16 protein-coding genes and 1 pseudogene are annotated in these 12,998 nt (G+C 75.2%); 12 read left to right on the forward strand and 5 right to left on the reverse strand.

Annotation, left to right across the window (positions count from 1 at the left end; all coding sequences use genetic code 11):
- Nucleotides 1-169: 169 nt before the first annotated feature.
- The 3 genes from C7456_RS10400 to C7456_RS10410 all read right to left on the reverse strand — a co-directional run bounded on the left by C7456_RS10400 (nt 170) and on the right by C7456_RS10410 (nt 3,713).
- Nucleotides 170-1,426, reverse strand: a complete 1,257-nt coding sequence (locus tag C7456_RS10400; RefSeq protein WP_109723687.1) for a heme biosynthesis protein HemY — start codon at nt 1,424-1,426, stop codon at nt 170-172.
- Complete coding sequence (locus C7456_RS10405) at nt 1,423-2,535, reverse strand: uroporphyrinogen-III C-methyltransferase (RefSeq protein WP_109723830.1); 1,113 nt, start codon at nt 2,533-2,535, stop codon at nt 1,423-1,425. Before C7456_RS10405 ends, C7456_RS10400 begins: the two co-directional genes overlap by 4 nt.
- 404 nt (nt 2,536-2,939) lie before the next feature.
- Entirely contained in the window at nt 2,940-3,713 is a 774-nt protein-coding gene (locus C7456_RS10410) for a uroporphyrinogen-III synthase (RefSeq protein WP_109723688.1), read from the reverse strand.
- 74 nt (nt 3,714-3,787) lie between these two features.
- Here C7456_RS10410 and C7456_RS10415 point away from each other — a divergent pair, with 74 nt between their 5' ends.
- The gene (locus tag C7456_RS10415) at nt 3,788-4,258 is read left to right on the forward strand and encodes a YiiD C-terminal domain-containing protein (RefSeq protein ID WP_109723689.1); all 471 of its coding nucleotides are present in this window, start codon (nt 3,788-3,790) and stop codon (nt 4,256-4,258) included.
- A 40-nt stretch (nt 4,259-4,298) separates the two neighbouring features.
- Complete coding sequence (locus C7456_RS10420; RefSeq protein ID WP_109723690.1) at nt 4,299-4,712, forward strand: hypothetical protein; 414 nt, start codon at nt 4,299-4,301, stop codon at nt 4,710-4,712.
- Here C7456_RS10420 and C7456_RS10425 read toward each other — a convergent pair.
- The gene (locus C7456_RS10425) at nt 4,699-5,301 is read right to left on the reverse strand and encodes a glutathione S-transferase family protein (RefSeq protein ID WP_109723691.1); all 603 of its coding nucleotides are present in this window, start codon (nt 5,299-5,301) and stop codon (nt 4,699-4,701) included. The two genes, C7456_RS10420 and C7456_RS10425, sit on opposite strands and share 14 nt — an antisense overlap.
- Before the next feature lie 131 nt (nt 5,302-5,432).
- Here C7456_RS10425 and C7456_RS10430 point away from each other — a divergent pair, with 131 nt between their 5' ends.
- A complete protein-coding gene (locus C7456_RS10430) occupies nt 5,433-5,876 on the forward strand; it encodes a rhodanese-like domain-containing protein (protein ID WP_109723692.1) in 444 nt (147 codons plus the stop codon).
- Between the two features lie 41 nt (nt 5,877-5,917).
- Here C7456_RS10430 and C7456_RS10435 read toward each other — a convergent pair whose 3' ends face one another.
- Nucleotides 5,918-7,003: a 2Fe-2S iron-sulfur cluster-binding protein gene (locus C7456_RS10435; protein WP_109723693.1), complete on the reverse strand. Its 1,086-nt coding sequence runs from the start codon at nt 7,001-7,003 to the stop codon at nt 5,918-5,920.
- 58 nt (nt 7,004-7,061) lie between these two features.
- Between C7456_RS10435 and C7456_RS10440 the strand changes: the two genes are divergently transcribed.
- From C7456_RS10440 to C7456_RS10475, 9 genes and pseudogenes are all read left to right on the forward strand, one after another.
- The gene (locus C7456_RS10440; RefSeq protein ID WP_109723694.1) at nt 7,062-7,499 is read left to right on the forward strand and encodes a hotdog fold thioesterase; all 438 of its coding nucleotides are present in this window, start codon (nt 7,062-7,064) and stop codon (nt 7,497-7,499) included.
- Between the two features lie 220 nt (nt 7,500-7,719).
- Nucleotides 7,720-8,667, forward strand: a complete 948-nt coding sequence (locus tag C7456_RS10445) for a serine/threonine protein kinase (RefSeq protein WP_109723695.1) — start codon at nt 7,720-7,722, stop codon at nt 8,665-8,667.
- Between the two features lie 54 nt (nt 8,668-8,721).
- Entirely contained in the window at nt 8,722-9,156 is a 435-nt protein-coding gene (locus C7456_RS10450) for a hypothetical protein (protein ID WP_109723696.1), read from the forward strand.
- A gap of 15 nt (nt 9,157-9,171) precedes the next feature.
- Nucleotides 9,172-9,294, forward strand: a complete 123-nt coding sequence (locus C7456_RS17645; RefSeq protein WP_281268516.1) for a hypothetical protein — start codon at nt 9,172-9,174, stop codon at nt 9,292-9,294.
- A gap of 12 nt (nt 9,295-9,306) precedes the next feature.
- Nucleotides 9,307-9,453: pseudogene (locus C7456_RS17685) on the forward strand (hotdog domain-containing protein); the annotation flags it as partial.
- Nucleotides 9,454-9,606: 153 nt separating this feature from the next.
- A complete protein-coding gene (locus C7456_RS10460; protein WP_109723831.1) occupies nt 9,607-10,782 on the forward strand; it encodes a class I SAM-dependent rRNA methyltransferase in 1,176 nt (391 codons plus the stop codon).
- 4 nt (nt 10,783-10,786) lie between these two features.
- Nucleotides 10,787-11,032 (forward strand): hypothetical protein, encoded by a 246-nt coding sequence (locus C7456_RS10465; protein ID WP_109723697.1) that lies wholly within the window; start codon nt 10,787-10,789, stop codon nt 11,030-11,032.
- Between the two features lie 91 nt (nt 11,033-11,123).
- Nucleotides 11,124-12,572 (forward strand): DNA recombination protein RmuC, encoded by a 1,449-nt coding sequence (locus C7456_RS10470; RefSeq protein ID WP_109723698.1) that lies wholly within the window; start codon nt 11,124-11,126, stop codon nt 12,570-12,572.
- Complete coding sequence (locus C7456_RS10475; RefSeq protein WP_109723699.1) at nt 12,569-12,949, forward strand: hypothetical protein; 381 nt, start codon at nt 12,569-12,571, stop codon at nt 12,947-12,949. Before C7456_RS10470 ends, C7456_RS10475 begins: the two co-directional genes overlap by 4 nt.
- Nucleotides 12,950-12,998 lie beyond the last annotated feature (49 nt).

A 12,998-nucleotide genomic window follows, 5' to 3' on the forward strand; every position in this document is an offset into this window, starting at 1 on the left:
TACAGCGCCAGATCCCAACCCAAAAGAGACGTCACCCCACCGGCCAGCAACCGATGTGCAAGCAAGCGAGCGCACCGGCCAACCCGCCGCCGCCGCTCCCACGGTCGAGACCGAGACCATCCGCGCCGCGCCCCGCGGCCGCCATCGGCGGCCATGCCCTCGCCGCAACCTACGGCCGCAACCGCGGCACCCCATGCTCGTCGCGTTCCTCGATGGCGATCGGCCGGGTGTCGATCAGCACCGCGGCGGAGCCGGTCGGCAGCGGATGGGCCGCCTCGCCGCGGGTCAGCGCCAGCGCGTTGCGGTAGGCGCGCTGCGCCTGCGCCGCGTCGCCCTGCCCGGCGTGCACGTCGGCCAGCGCCTCCCATGCGCCCGCGCCGGGCGCGAGCGCCAGCGAGCGTTCCAGGTACTGGCGCGCCTTGCCCCACAACTTGAGCTTCACGCACAGGCGGCCCAGCGCGAGCAGCAGGCCGGCGTCGTTCGGGTGCGCGTCCAGCCAGCCCTCGGCGCGGCGCAGGCGGGCATCCAGGTCCTCATCGCCCAGCGCGCCCCAGGCCTGCACCAGCTCGGAGGACCATTCGCGGCGCAGCGCCGACTCCAGCTCGTCCATCGCCGGCAGGATCATGCCGAAGGCGGCGGCGCGGCGCGCGTAGGCCTCCACCGCCGCGGGCAGGCGGCGCTGCGCCTTGGGCAGCTGCGTCCACAGCGTGTTGAGCGCGGCCGCGTCGGGCGCGGCATCCAGGCTGGCGACCAGCACGCGCTCCTCCAGCGCCGCATAGCCGCGCGGACCCAGTGCGCCGCTCTGCTGCAAGGGCTCCAGCGCGGCGCGGGCGCGGCGCAGGTCGCCGCTGGCCAGCGCCGCCAGCGCCAGCTCGCGCCAGCCGCCGGGGGTGAGCGTGCCGGCGTCGGCCTCCGGCGCCAGCAGCGCCAGCGCCTCGGCCGGTTTGCCGTCGCGCCGCAGCACGCGGGCGCGCAGCACGCGCGCGGCGCGCGGCGCGGCCTGGCCGGCCTGGTCCAGCGTCTCCAGCGCGCGACCGTGCTCGCCGCGGCGCGAGGCCGCCTCGGCGGCGGCGAGCAGCGCGGGACCGCGCAGCGCGTCGAGCCGCGAGGCGCGCTGCAGGTCGCGCTCGGCATCGCCGTGGCGGCCTTCCATCAGCGCCACCAGGCCCTCGCCGAGCCGCTGCCGGCTGATCCGCCGGTGGCGGCGGGTCAGCGCGCCGAACGGCCAGCCGAGCAGGCGCCACAGCAGCACCAGCAGCGCCCAGGCGAGCAGCAGCAGTACGACCGCGGCCACCACGGTGGTTTCCACCCGCCAGCCGCGCAGGCGCAGCAGCACGTAGCCGGGGTCCTCCGCCACCCAGTGCCAGCCGAAGGCGGCCAGCGCGGCGACGATCACCAGCAGCAGGATCCAGCGCCAGGCTTTCACGGCCGGGCTCCGGCGGAAGCGGCCGGCGCCGGCGCGCTGTCCGGCTTGAGCGCATGCACCGCGCGCAGGTTGCGCAGCTCGGCGAGCGCGCCGCCCAGCTGCACCGGCGGCGCCGGCCTGAGCCCGTCGAGCAGCGCGGCCAGCTGCGCGCGCGCCTGCTGCACGCCGGCGTCGGCGCCGTCGAACTGCGCGGCCAGGCCGGCGTCGGCGCGCCGCAGCGCGGCGGCGGCGTCCGCCTCGTCGTGGCCGAGCAGGTCGGCCTGCGCCTGCGCGAGGTCCAGCGCGACGAGCTGGCGGGTCAGCCGCGCGTCGGCCACCGCCAGCGGCGCGCCGTCGTCGCGCTGCACGCTGACCACGCTGGCCAGCGCATGGCGCAGGCGCGCCCAGGCGCCGTCGTCCTTGCCGGCGGCGGGCAGGTCGAGCGGCTTCGGCGGCAGCGCGGCCAGGCCGTCGCGCAGCTTCTGCACGGCGGCCAGGGTGGCGGACAGCGTGCGGTTCTGCCGCGATGCCAGCGCCTCGCGCTCGGCGTTGAGGCTCTGGCGCAGGCCGGAGAAGGCGCCGTCGTTGACCGCCGCCAGGCTCTGGTCGGCCAGCGCGTAGGCCGCCGCCGCGCCCTCGGCGTCGTGGAACAGCTCGTAGCGCTGCTGGCCCATGCGCAGCAGCGCCTCGGTCTCGTCCAGCAGCATCGCGTCGTGGCCGGACAGGCTCTTCTCGGCGAGCTTGGCCACCGCGTCCTCCAGGTTGCGCAGGCGCTCGGACTGGCCGAGCAGTTCCTCGCGCAGCGAGCGGTTGACCTGGTCGGCGTCGCCCAGCCGCTGGCGCAGCGCGGCGCGCTCGCCCTCGACGCTCTGCAGGGTGTTCTCCAGCGTGCCCACGCGCGCCTGCAGCGCGGCCAGGTTGCGGCTGTCCGCCGCGCCGCCCTGGCTCTGCTGCCACTGCCGCCAGCCGACGTAGCCGACCCCGACCAGCGCCAGCAGCGCGAGCAGCAGGGCCAGCGCCACGCTGCCGCCGCGGCTCGGCGCGGCGGCCCGCGACGGCGACGGGCGGGCGGGGACGGGCGCCGGGGCCGGCGCGGGGGAGGCAGCGGAGGCGGGATCGTCATGGCTCATGCGCGCCATGCTAGCAGCCCGCACCGCGGGGGCCGCATCAAGGCGCCGTGAAAGCCGCGGCGATCCGCCGGCCTCCAAGGTGCATCACGCGCCGCTGTCTCCGGCACGCGGTGAAGACGGAAATTGCCTTGTGGCACCACGCGCGATGCGGCGGCAATGGCGCCGGCGTTGCAAAATCCGGCACGCAGCCGGGGGCTCCGCCTTCTCCTCGTCGCTACGGGCGCAAGCCGGGCGGGTGCGCAGCGCGGTTCCATTTAAGAAGGGATGAGCGGCGCCGGCCTTCGGCCGAGCGCCGCCTTTCCACCCGCCCGCGATTCATCCAGCCGGCCGGCCTGGCGCGCTTCCCCGGAAGATCTTGAACAGGTTCCTTGAGACTCCGGCTCGCGCCGGAATGACGGACCCTCTCAGCGCGCCGCGGCGGCCAGCAGGTCGGCCGGCCGCGCCGAGGCGGCGACCGCCACGCGCGCGAAGCCGGCCGCGCGCGCGGCGGCGGCGAGCCGTGCGCTGCTCGCCACCGCGGTGGCCGCGCACAGCCGGCGCCAGAGCGCGTCGGGCAGCACGCGGCGCAGGTTGTCCAGCGCCTCGGCGCTGGACAGCAGCACGCGCGCGCCGCGCGGCAACCGCGCCAGCGGGTCGAGATGGCGCCGGTCCAGCCGCGCAGTGACGCGGCGGTAGACGTGCGCCTCGCGCAGGCTCGCGGCATGCGCGGCGAGCCGCTCGCGCAGCAGGCCGCGGCCGCCGGCGGCGCCGACCAGCGCGGCCGCGCGGCCGCGCAAGGCCGCCGGCGGCAGCAGTTCGAGCAGGCCCTCGCTGTCCTGGCGCGTCGCCGGGGATCGCACGCGCAGGCCATGGCGGCGCAGCGCGCGCGCGGTGCCCTCGCCCACCGCGTACACCGCCGCGCGCGTGCGCAGCGGGCACAACGCCGCCGCGTGGCGCACCGCCGCGGGACTGGTGAACACCAGCAGGTCCGCGCGCAGCGCGGCGCGCAGGTCGCGGCGCGCCACGGCCGGGTCGTCCGGCGCGCGCAGCGCCAGCCCCGGCAGGCGCAGCGGCACGCCGCCGGCCGCGCGCACCTGCCGCGCGAACGCGCCGGCGGTGCCGGCCGGGCGCGTGACCACCACGGTGCGGCCGCGCAGGGCGGGGACGACGGCGGTTCGTGCGCGCGACGGAGAGGCCATCGGCGCAGTGTAGCGGCAGCCCCGGCGCGGGCGGCCTACACTGTGCGGCCCCTCCCCATCGTCATGCCTTCACCGTGAGCGATTCCGACAACGCCCGGCCGGCCCGCGAGCTGGTCGACTTCATCCGCGCGGAAATCCCGCTGGCGCGCGCCATGGACCTGCACCTGCACGACAGCGGCGAGGACTTCCTAAGCCTGGCCGTGCCGCTGGCGCCCAACGTCAACGACAAGGGCTGCGCCTTCGGCGGCAGCCTGGTCAGCCTGATGACGCTGGCCGGCTGGGCGCTGGTGGAGCTGGCGCTGCGCCGGCGCGGGCTGGACTGCGACGTGTTCGTCGCCGAGTCCGACGTGCGCTACCTGGCGCCGGTGTGGGGCGACTTCCGCGCCGAGGCGCGGCCGGCCGAGGGCGCGGACTGGGACGGCTTCCTGGCCGCGCTCGCCGCGCGCGGCCGCGCGCGCGTCGCGGTGGCCTGCGCGGTGCCGGGCGAGGACGGCGCGCCGGCGGCGACGCTGGCCGCGCGCTTCGTCGCCAAGCGGCGCGGCTGATCGGGCAGAATGGGCGGCGTATCCATCGGGGGGTCCCGCCATGCGCCGACTGCTGTTCCTGCCACTCCTGCTCGCCGCGCTGCTGCTCGCCGGCTGCGCCACCGACAAGCGCAACCAGTCGCTCACCGCCACGCTCAACGCCTACGCCAACACGCTGCGCTGGGGCGACTTCCAGACCGCCGAGCAGTTCGTCGACCCGGAAGTGCGCGAGAAGCACCCGGTCAGCGCGCTGGACCGGGCGCGCTACCAGCAGCTCAAGGTGAGCGACTACAACGACGACGCCGGCCCGGTGCCCGACGGCGAGAACCAAGTGCGCCAGACCGTGCAGATCAACCTGGTCAACATCCACACGCAGACCGAGCGCAGCGTGATCGACCACCAGATCTGGCGCTACGACCCGGCGAAGAACCGCTGGTGGCTGACGAGCGGCCTGCCCGACGTCAGCCAGCAGTAGCGTACGGCGTGCCGGTCATGGAGTCGCGGCGGGCGAAGGCGTCGAACCACGCCGCCAACCGCGGCCGGCCCTCTCGCCAGTCCCGTTCCGGCCAGCGGAAATCCAGGTAGGACACGAAGGCCGCCACGGCCACCTGGCCGATGCCCACGCCGTCGGCCAAGTGGCGATCCGCGTCGAGCGCGTCGAGCGAGGTGCCGATCGCCTCGCGGAACCGCGCCATCATCGCCTCGGAACGCTCGTGCGCCGGGCGGCGCTCGTCCGCGTACAGGCGCCCGGCCGCGGTGGCGGCGCCGTCGGCCAGGCCCTGCAGCAGCAGGGCGCGCCAGCGCGCCTCGCCGTCCGCGGGATGCAGCAGGCGCCTCGGCGCCAGCGCGTCGAGGTAGTCGCAGATCACCGCCGACTCGTACAGCACGCCGCCGTCGTCGCGCACCAGGGTGGGCACCTTCGCCAGCGGGTTCAGCGCGCGCAGCCGCACGTCGGTCCACGGATCGACCCGCACCAGCTCGATCCGCCCCGCCAGACCCAGCTCGCCCGCCGCGATGCGCACCTTGCGCGCGAAGGGCGAGGTCGGGGCATACCAAAGCTGCATGGGCGCATCTCCGCGGGATTCCGTCCGGCCGGATTCTGGCACGCCCGCCGGCGCGCTTTGCGCCGGGGCCGGCGCTCCCGGATAATCGCCGGTTCGCGCGCGGATGGCCGCGCCGGCGGACCCTTCTCGCGATGAACGACTTCCTGCACAAGCTGCCCGCGTTCCTGGGCAACCACCTGGCGCTGTCGGCGCTGTTCGCGCTGCTCCTGCTCGGCCTCGTCGCCACCGAGGTGATGCTGCGCCTGCGCAAGTACAAGGAGCTGACGCCGGCCGGGCTGACCCTGCTGATCAACCGCGACAACCCGCTGCTGATCGATCTGTCCGCCCGCGCCGACTACGAGAAGGCCCACGTGCCGGGCGCGCGCCACGTGATGCCCAGCCAGTTCGACCCCGAGCACAAGGACCTGGCCAAGGCCAAGGAGCTGCCGGTGGTGGTGATGGACAAGGACGGCCGCGGCGCCGACAAGGCCGCGCAGCGCCTGGTCAAGGCCGGCTTCGCCAAGGTCTACACGCTGGGCGGCGGCGTGGCGGCCTGGCAGCAGGCGCAGATGCCGGTGGCCAAGGGCGGCAAGTGAGCGAGGAGTGAGTGGTGAGTGAAAGGCGCTCCTTTCGCCACTCACCACTCTCCACTCTCTATTCGCCCGCGGATGCCGGCGCGGCCAGCCAGGATCTGGGTGAGCACGTCCGGCGCGTAGTCGAACGAGTCGTAGTACAGCCGCTCCTCCGGCAGCCCGGCGGCCAGGAAGCGGTGGCGCGCGGCGTCGATCATCGCCGGCGGGCCGCTCATGTAGACGTCGTGGCCGGACAGGTCCGGCCAGTCGGCCAGCACCGCCTCGTGCACCAGGCCCGCGCGCAGGCCGGCGGCGGCGGCCGCCTCCGGGTCGGACAGCACCGGGTGGAAGCGCAGCTGCGGCGACTGCCGCGCCCACTGCTCGGCCAGCGGGCGCAGGTACAGGTCCGCCGCGCTGCGCGCGCCCCAATACACCTCGATGGAGCGGCGCGTGCCCAGGCCGAGGAAGTGCTCGACGATCGCCTTCACCGGCGCGAAGCCGGTGCCGCCAGCCATGAACAGCATCGGCCGCTCCGAGTCCTCGCGCGGCACGAAGGTGCCCAGCGGGCCCTCGATGCGCAGCGTGTCGCCCACCCGCAGGCCGCCGGCCACCCAGCCGGTGAAGCCGCCGCCGGCGACGTGGCGCACGTGCAGCTCGATCGCGCCGTCCGGCCGCGCCTCGTTGGCGATCGAGAACGGCCGGCGGCGGCCGTCCGGCAGCAGCACGTCCAGGTACTGCCCCGGCAGCCACAGCAGCCGCGTCTCGCCGGGCGCGGGTTGCAGGCGCAGCCCGATCACGTCCGGCGCCAGCGGCCACTTCGCCGCCACCGTCACCTCGAGCCGGCGGCGCGCCACGTCCTCCACCGAGGGCACCTCGCGCGCCTCGATCAGCAGGTCGCCGCACGGCACCGCCTGGCACAGCAGAATCGCGTGGTGCGCGCGCTCGTCCGCGTCCAGCGCCACCGGCGGGTTGCGCGGGTAGGCGCAGCGCCCCTGGCGCAGGATCGCCTTGCAGCTGCCGCACACGCCGGCGCGGCACGAATACGGCAGCGCGATGCCGGCGCGCTGCGCCGCCTCCAGCACGGTCTGGCCGGCGGCGACGTCGAAGCGGCGGCCGGAGCCGTGGAGGGTGACGGTGAACACGCGGTGCATTGTCGGCGCGATGGCAGTCGGCCGACAATGCGGACTCGGCCCGCAGGAATCAACTCGCATGGCGATCTGGAAGCAGGACACCGACCTGGCCCGCCTCAACGGCTGGAGCGCGAACACGCTGATGGAGGCGCTGGGCATCCGCATCACCGCGGTGGGCGAGGACTGGCTGGCCGGCAGCATGCCGGTGGACCGGCGCACGCGCCAGCCCTACGGCCTGCTGCATGGCGGCGCCTCGGTGGCGCTGGCCGAGACGCTGGGCAGCACCGCGGCGATGCTCACGCTGGACCCGGCGCAGGAGGCGGCGGTGGGCCTGGACATCAACGCCAACCACGTGCGCGGCGTGCGCACGGGCACCGTCACCGGCACCGCGCGGCCGCTGCACCTGGGCCGCAGCACGCAGGTGTGGGAGATCCGCATCGAGGACGAGGCCGGCGCGCTGGTGTGCATCTCGCGGCTGACGATGGCGGTGATCCCGGCGCGGGTGGCGCAGCGGTGAACCCGCTACCGGCCTCCTCTCGCCCCCACACCCCGCCGCACCCTGCTCCCTCTCCCCGCCGGGGAGAGGGCTGGGGTGAGGGGCCGCACTGGCGACGCCGCCGGGCGAGTACGTGGCTTGGCGATCCTGCAAACCCCGCTTCGGGCGGGCCCTGCCGCGAGCCCCGCCCCCTCGCCCCATCCCTCTCCCCGGCGGGGAGAGGGAGCAAGGCGCTGCGCGGATGACCGCCGCCGCCCCCTACGCCGACCTCACCCCCGACCGCGTGCTCGACGCGGTGGCCGCGTGCGGGCTGTGGCCGGACGGCCGCCTGCTCGCGCTCAACAGCTACGAGAACCGCGTGTGGCAGGTGGGCCTCGAGGACGCCGCGCCGGTGGTCGCCAAGTTCTACCGCCCCGGCCGCTGGAGCGACGCGGCGATCCTGGAGGAACACGCCTTCGCCCGCGAGCTGGCCGACGCCGAGCTGCCGGTGGTGGCGCCGCTCGCCTTCGGCGGGCGCACCCTGCTGCACCACGGCGGCTACCGCTACGCGCTGGCGCCGCGCCACGGCGGCCGCGCGCCGGCGCTGGAGTCGGCCGAGCAGCTGGAATGGCTGGGCCGGCTGATCGCGCGGATGCACGCGGTGGGCGCGCGCGGCGCCTTCGCGCACCGCGGCGCGGTCGAGCGCGCCACGCTGGTGGAGCGCCCCGCGCGTGCGGTACTCGCCTCGCCGCTGCTGCCCGCGCACCTGCGCGAGCGCTACCGCGCCGCGGCGGCGCGGCTGGACGCGGCCATCGCCGCGCGCGAGGCCGCGGCCGGCCCGGTGCGCGCGCTGCGCCTGCACGGCGACTGCCACCCCGGCAACGTGCTGTGGACCGACGCGGGGCCGCACTTCGTCGACCTCGACGACGCGCGCATGGGCCCGGCGGTGCAGGACCTGTGGATGCTCGCCCACGACGAGGCCGCGATGCGGCACCTGCTGGACGGCTATGCCTCCATGCGCGATTTCGACCATGGCGAGCTGGCGCTGGTGCCCGCGCTGCGCGCGATGCGCCAGGTGCACCACGCCGGCTGGATCGCCGAGCGCTGGGCCGACCCGGCCTTCCCCGCCGCCTTCCCGTTCGCCGCCGAGGCGCCGTGGTGGGAGCAGCACGTGGCCGACCTCGCCGAGCTGGCCGACGCGCTCGGGTAGGCTTTGCCGCATCCTTGCGACCTCATCTTCAATCTGCCTCTCCCGGAGCCACGCATGCGCAGTTTCCTGTTCCGCCTGATCGGCATCCTCGAAATCGCCGGCGGCCTGTACGGCGTGGGCGCCATGCTGCGCCGGCTGTGGCCGCTGGGCTCCACGCTGGACAGCCTGCACGCGCTGATCGGGCTGGTGCTGTTCGGCTTCGTGCTGGCCGCCGGCATCCTGCTGGTGGACGGGCAGGAGCGCGGCGTGCGCCTGTCCGGCTGGGCGCAGCTGCTGCAACTGCCGCTGGTCGCCACGCCGGTGTTCAGCTACGCCCTGCACTGCGGCGCCTACCTCAACCTCTACACCACCGCGCACCTGGCGCGGCCGTGGCTGGAAGGCAGCTTCGGCACGCAGGGCTACGCGCTGGCGGTCGCCGGCCCCTCGGTGGCGCGCTTCGGCGTCAACCTGCTGGCGCTGCTGTCCTGGCTGGTGCTCAAGCTGCGCTGACCGCGAGGCCATCCCATGAACCTGCCGCCGATGCACTTCCGCGCCCGCAAGCGGACCAAGCCCGAGGACCTCAACCCGAACGGCACGCTGTTCGGCGGCAGCCCGCTGCGTCAGGGCGTGCCATCCCTTTCCGAGTAGGCCGCGGTCTACGTGATCACCCGGCTGGACAACCCGCTGGCGGTCACCAAGTTCATGTCCGAGATCGGCTTCGTCAGCTCGGCGCGGCCGGGCGACATCATCGAGCTGGGCATCACCGCCACCGCGTTCGGGCGCACCTCGATCACCCTGCGCTGCGAGGTGCGCAACGTGATCACCCGCAAGAGCATCCTCACCATCGACAAGATCGTGTTCGTCAACCTCGGCCCGGACGGCCTGCCCGCGCCGGCACCGCGGACGGCGCGCCCGCCGGCATGGCCGGCTGAGCGCGCGGGTTATCATGGGCGGATGACGATGCCCGCCCCCTCCGCCGCCGTGCCGGTGATCCGGCTCAAGTCCGACCGCGCGCCCGGCCACCCGTGGGTGTGGTCGGCGCAGGTGCACAAGCCGGAGGAGCGGCTGCCGCCGGGCAGCGTGGTGGAGGTGCAGGACGCCCGGGGCCGCTTCGTCGGCCGCGGCTTCTGGAACGGCCACGCGCGCATCGCGCTGCGCCTGCTCGCCCACGACCCCGCCGAGGCGATCGACGCGGACTGGATCGCCGCGCGCATCGCGCGCGCCGTGCGGCTGCGCCGCGAGCTGCTGCGGCTGGACCGCGACAGCGACGCCTGGCGCGTGGTGCACAGCGAGGGCGACGGCCTCTCCGGCCTGGTCGTGGACCGCTACGCCGACGTGCTGGTGGTCGAATACTTCGCCGCCGGCATGTGGCGGTTCCGCGAGGCGATCCACGCCGCGCTGCTGGAGCACTTCCCCGGCGCGCGGCTGTACTGGTTCGCCGAGAGCCACGTGCAGAAGCAGGAATCCTTCGACTGCCGCGCCGCCGCGCCGCCCGCGCCGGTGGCGGTGCACGAGCACGGCCTGGCCTTCCACGCCGCGCCCGGCGCCGGCCACAAGACCGGCTTCTTCGCCGACCAGCGCGACAACCGCAGGCGCTTCGCCGGGCTCGCCCGCGGCCGCCGCGTGCTCGACCTGTGCTGCAACGCCGGCGGCTTCGCCGTGCACGCGATGGCCGCCGGCGCGCGCGAGGCCACCGGCGTGGACATGGACGCCGGCATCCTGGAGATCGCCCGCGCCAACGCCGCGGCGAATGGACTGGCGGTGGACTTCCGGCAGGCGGACATCTTCGACTGGCTGCGCGACGCGGTGGCGCGCGGCGAGCGATACGACGCGGTGGTCCTCGACCCGGCCAAGCTCACCCGCGACCGCAACCGCGTGCTCGACGCGCTGAAGAAGTACTTCGCGATGAACCGCCTGGCGCTGGACGTGATCCCGCCCGGCGGCCTGCTGCTGACCTGCTCGTGCACCGGCCTGGTCGGCGAGGCGGACTTCCTGGAGATGCTGCGCCGGGTGGCGCTCAACGCCGGCCGCGAGATCCAGCTCCTGGAAGTGCGCGGCGCCGGCCCCGACCACCCGGTGCGCGCCGACGTGCCGGAAGGGCGCTATCTCAAGGCGGTGTTCTGCCGGGTGGACTGAACCGATGGAATGCCTTGCCAGACTCAGGCGGTGGGCCAACCGGGACGACGGCAGGCATTACCGCATCGGAAACCGGCCGATCGGCGCGCTCGAAGCGACGGGCTTGTTCACCTGCATCGCGGCCGTCGCGCTCTGGCAGCTCCATGCCAGGGCCGGCATCGGCGGCCTGTGGGCGTACATCGCGGGGGCCGCCGGTTTTCTCCTGACGATCCCGGGCGGCAACGGCAGCCGCGGCGGCCCGGATGCCTGAGCCGCCGTCCCGCGGCACGCCCATGCCGGGTCGCCCGAAGCGCTGAGACGACGGATCGTAGAATGCCCCCCATCGCACAGCGGATGCTTCCATGTCTCTCGTCGACCTGCTGCTGATCGTCCTCGTCGTCGCCGTGCTGGCGGTGCTCGCGTTGCAGATGGTCGCCCTGCTGCGCCACCGCGGCGACGGCGAGCTGCGCGCGCGGCTGGACGCGCTGCGCGACGACGGCGAGCGGCTGGAACGCCTGCTGCGCGAGGAGCAGCGCGCCGGCCGCGGCGAGCTGGCGGCCGCGCTGGCGCGTTTCGGCGAGCAGCAGCAATCGCACCAGTCCGCGCTCGCCGATGCCGACGACAAGCGCATGGCCGAGCTGCGCAGCACGTTCGACGGCCGCCTCGCCCAGCTCACCGAGCGCACCGACGCCGGCCTGCAGGCGCTGGCGCAGCGGCTGACCGAGGACGCGCGCCGGAACCGCGAGGAGAACGCGCTCGCGCTGGCCCGCTTCGGCGAGCAATTGCAGCAGCGCCTGGCCGCGCTCACCGCCGACCACGAGCAGCGCATGGCCGAGGTGCGCGCCACGCTGGAGGCCAAGCTCGGCGCGATCCAGCAGGACAACGCGGCCAAGCTGGAGCAGATGCGCGCCACCGTGGACGAGAAGCTGCACGCCACGCTGGAGACGCGGCTGGGGCAGTCCTTCCAGCTGGTTTCCGAGCGGCTGGAGGCGGTGCAGCGCGGCCTGGGCGAGATGCAGTCGCTGGCCACCGGCGTGGGCGACCTGAAGCGCGTGCTGAGCAACGTCAAGACGCGCGGCATCCTCGGCGAGGTGCAGCTGGGCGCGCTGCTGGAGCAGATGCTCACCCCCGAGCAGTACGCCGCCAACGTGGCCACCGTGCCGCGCAGCGGCGAGCGGGTGGAGTTCGCCATCCGCCTGCCCGGCGCGGACGAGGCGTCGGTGTGGCTGCCGATCGACGCCAAGTTCCCGCGCGAGGACTACGAGCGCCTGCTCGACGCGCAGGAGCGCGCCGACGCCGCGGCGGCCGAGCAGGCCGCGGCGGCGCTGGAGCGGCGCGTGCGCGAGGAGGCGCGCGCGATCCGCGGCAAGTACGTCGAGCCGCCGCACACCACCGACTTCGCCGTGCTGTTCCTGCCCACCGAGGGCCTGTACGCCGAGGTGCTGCGCCGCCCCGGCCTGTTCGAGGCGCTGCAGCGCGAGCACCACGTGACGGTGGCCGGCCCGACCACGCTGTCGGCGCTGCTCAACAGCCTGCAGCTCGGCTTCCGCACGCTGGCGATCGAGAAGCGCAGCAGCGAGGTGTGGCAGCTGCTCGGCGCGGTGAAGACCGAGTTCGGCAAGTTCGGCGGCATCCTCGACGCCGCGGCCAAGCAGGTCGACACCGTGCGCAACACGCTGCGGAAGGCGTCCGGCAAGACCACCACCATCGCGCGCCGGCTGCGCGACGTGGAGTCGCTGTCCGGCGAGTCCGCGCAGGCGCTGCTCGGCGACGCGGCGGAGCCGCCGGACGAGCCCGCGGACGAGGCATGAGCGCGCCGCCGCGCCTGGAGCTGCCGCAACGCCTGCGCGAGGCCGCCGCGGAGCTGGTCGCGCTGCACCGGGACCTGCCGCTGCGCGAGCGGCTGCGCACCGGGCTGGCGCAGGGCCTGCGCGCGGTCGCCGGCGTCACGCTCGGCTACTTCGGCGCGCGCTGGCTCGGCCTCGGCGCCGGCTGGGGGCTTTCCAGGCCCAACCCGAAGGGCCGTTCCTGCGCGCGCCCGGTGCTGCGTCATCGCTCAGGCGTGGACCACCAGTCCACGCCATCGCTCTTCCTTGCCCCGAACGCACGCAGGAGCGGCGCGGCCTGCTCGGGAAGCGATGGCACGCCCCATTGCCGCTGGGCGGCGGCTTCGCCCACATCGCGCTGATGCGCGTGGGCGAGGTGGCGCTGGGCGCGTTCTGCGCGCCGCCGCGCTG

Origin of the sequence: Fulvimonas soli (assembly GCF_003148905.1) — a bacterium.
In the GTDB taxonomy this organism is placed as follows: Bacteria; Pseudomonadota; Gammaproteobacteria; order Xanthomonadales; family Rhodanobacteraceae; genus Fulvimonas; species Fulvimonas soli.

What these genes read in the sequence shown, in the direction of transcription:
- C7456_RS10405 (WP_109723830.1), bottom strand. Translation starts at nt 2,535, where the DNA reads ATGAGCCATGACGATCCCGCCTCCGCTGCCTCCCCCGCGCCGGCCCCG.
- C7456_RS10410 (WP_109723688.1), bottom strand. Translation starts at nt 3,713, where the DNA reads ATGGCCTCTCCGTCGCGCGCACGAACCGCCGTCGTCCCCGCCCTGCGC.
- C7456_RS10420 (WP_109723690.1), top strand. Translation starts at nt 4,299, where the DNA reads ATGCGCCGACTGCTGTTCCTGCCACTCCTGCTCGCCGCGCTGCTGCTC.
- C7456_RS10425 (WP_109723691.1), bottom strand. Translation starts at nt 5,301, where the DNA reads ATGCAGCTTTGGTATGCCCCGACCTCGCCCTTCGCGCGCAAGGTGCGC.
- C7456_RS10430 (WP_109723692.1), top strand. Translation starts at nt 5,433, where the DNA reads ATGAACGACTTCCTGCACAAGCTGCCCGCGTTCCTGGGCAACCACCTG.
- C7456_RS10435 (WP_109723693.1), bottom strand. Translation starts at nt 7,003, where the DNA reads ATGCACCGCGTGTTCACCGTCACCCTCCACGGCTCCGGCCGCCGCTTC.
- C7456_RS10440 (WP_109723694.1), top strand. Translation starts at nt 7,062, where the DNA reads ATGGCGATCTGGAAGCAGGACACCGACCTGGCCCGCCTCAACGGCTGG.
- C7456_RS10445 (WP_109723695.1), top strand. Translation starts at nt 7,720, where the DNA reads ATGACCGCCGCCGCCCCCTACGCCGACCTCACCCCCGACCGCGTGCTC.
- C7456_RS10450 (WP_109723696.1), top strand. Translation starts at nt 8,722, where the DNA reads ATGCGCAGTTTCCTGTTCCGCCTGATCGGCATCCTCGAAATCGCCGGC.
- C7456_RS17645 (WP_281268516.1), top strand. Translation starts at nt 9,172, where the DNA reads ATGAACCTGCCGCCGATGCACTTCCGCGCCCGCAAGCGGACCAAGCCC.
- C7456_RS10460 (WP_109723831.1), top strand. Translation starts at nt 9,607, where the DNA reads ATGCCCGCCCCCTCCGCCGCCGTGCCGGTGATCCGGCTCAAGTCCGAC.
- C7456_RS10465 (WP_109723697.1), top strand. Translation starts at nt 10,787, where the DNA reads ATGGAATGCCTTGCCAGACTCAGGCGGTGGGCCAACCGGGACGACGGC.
- C7456_RS10470 (WP_109723698.1), top strand. Translation starts at nt 11,124, where the DNA reads ATGTCTCTCGTCGACCTGCTGCTGATCGTCCTCGTCGTCGCCGTGCTG.
- C7456_RS10475 (WP_109723699.1), top strand. Translation starts at nt 12,569, where the DNA reads ATGAGCGCGCCGCCGCGCCTGGAGCTGCCGCAACGCCTGCGCGAGGCC.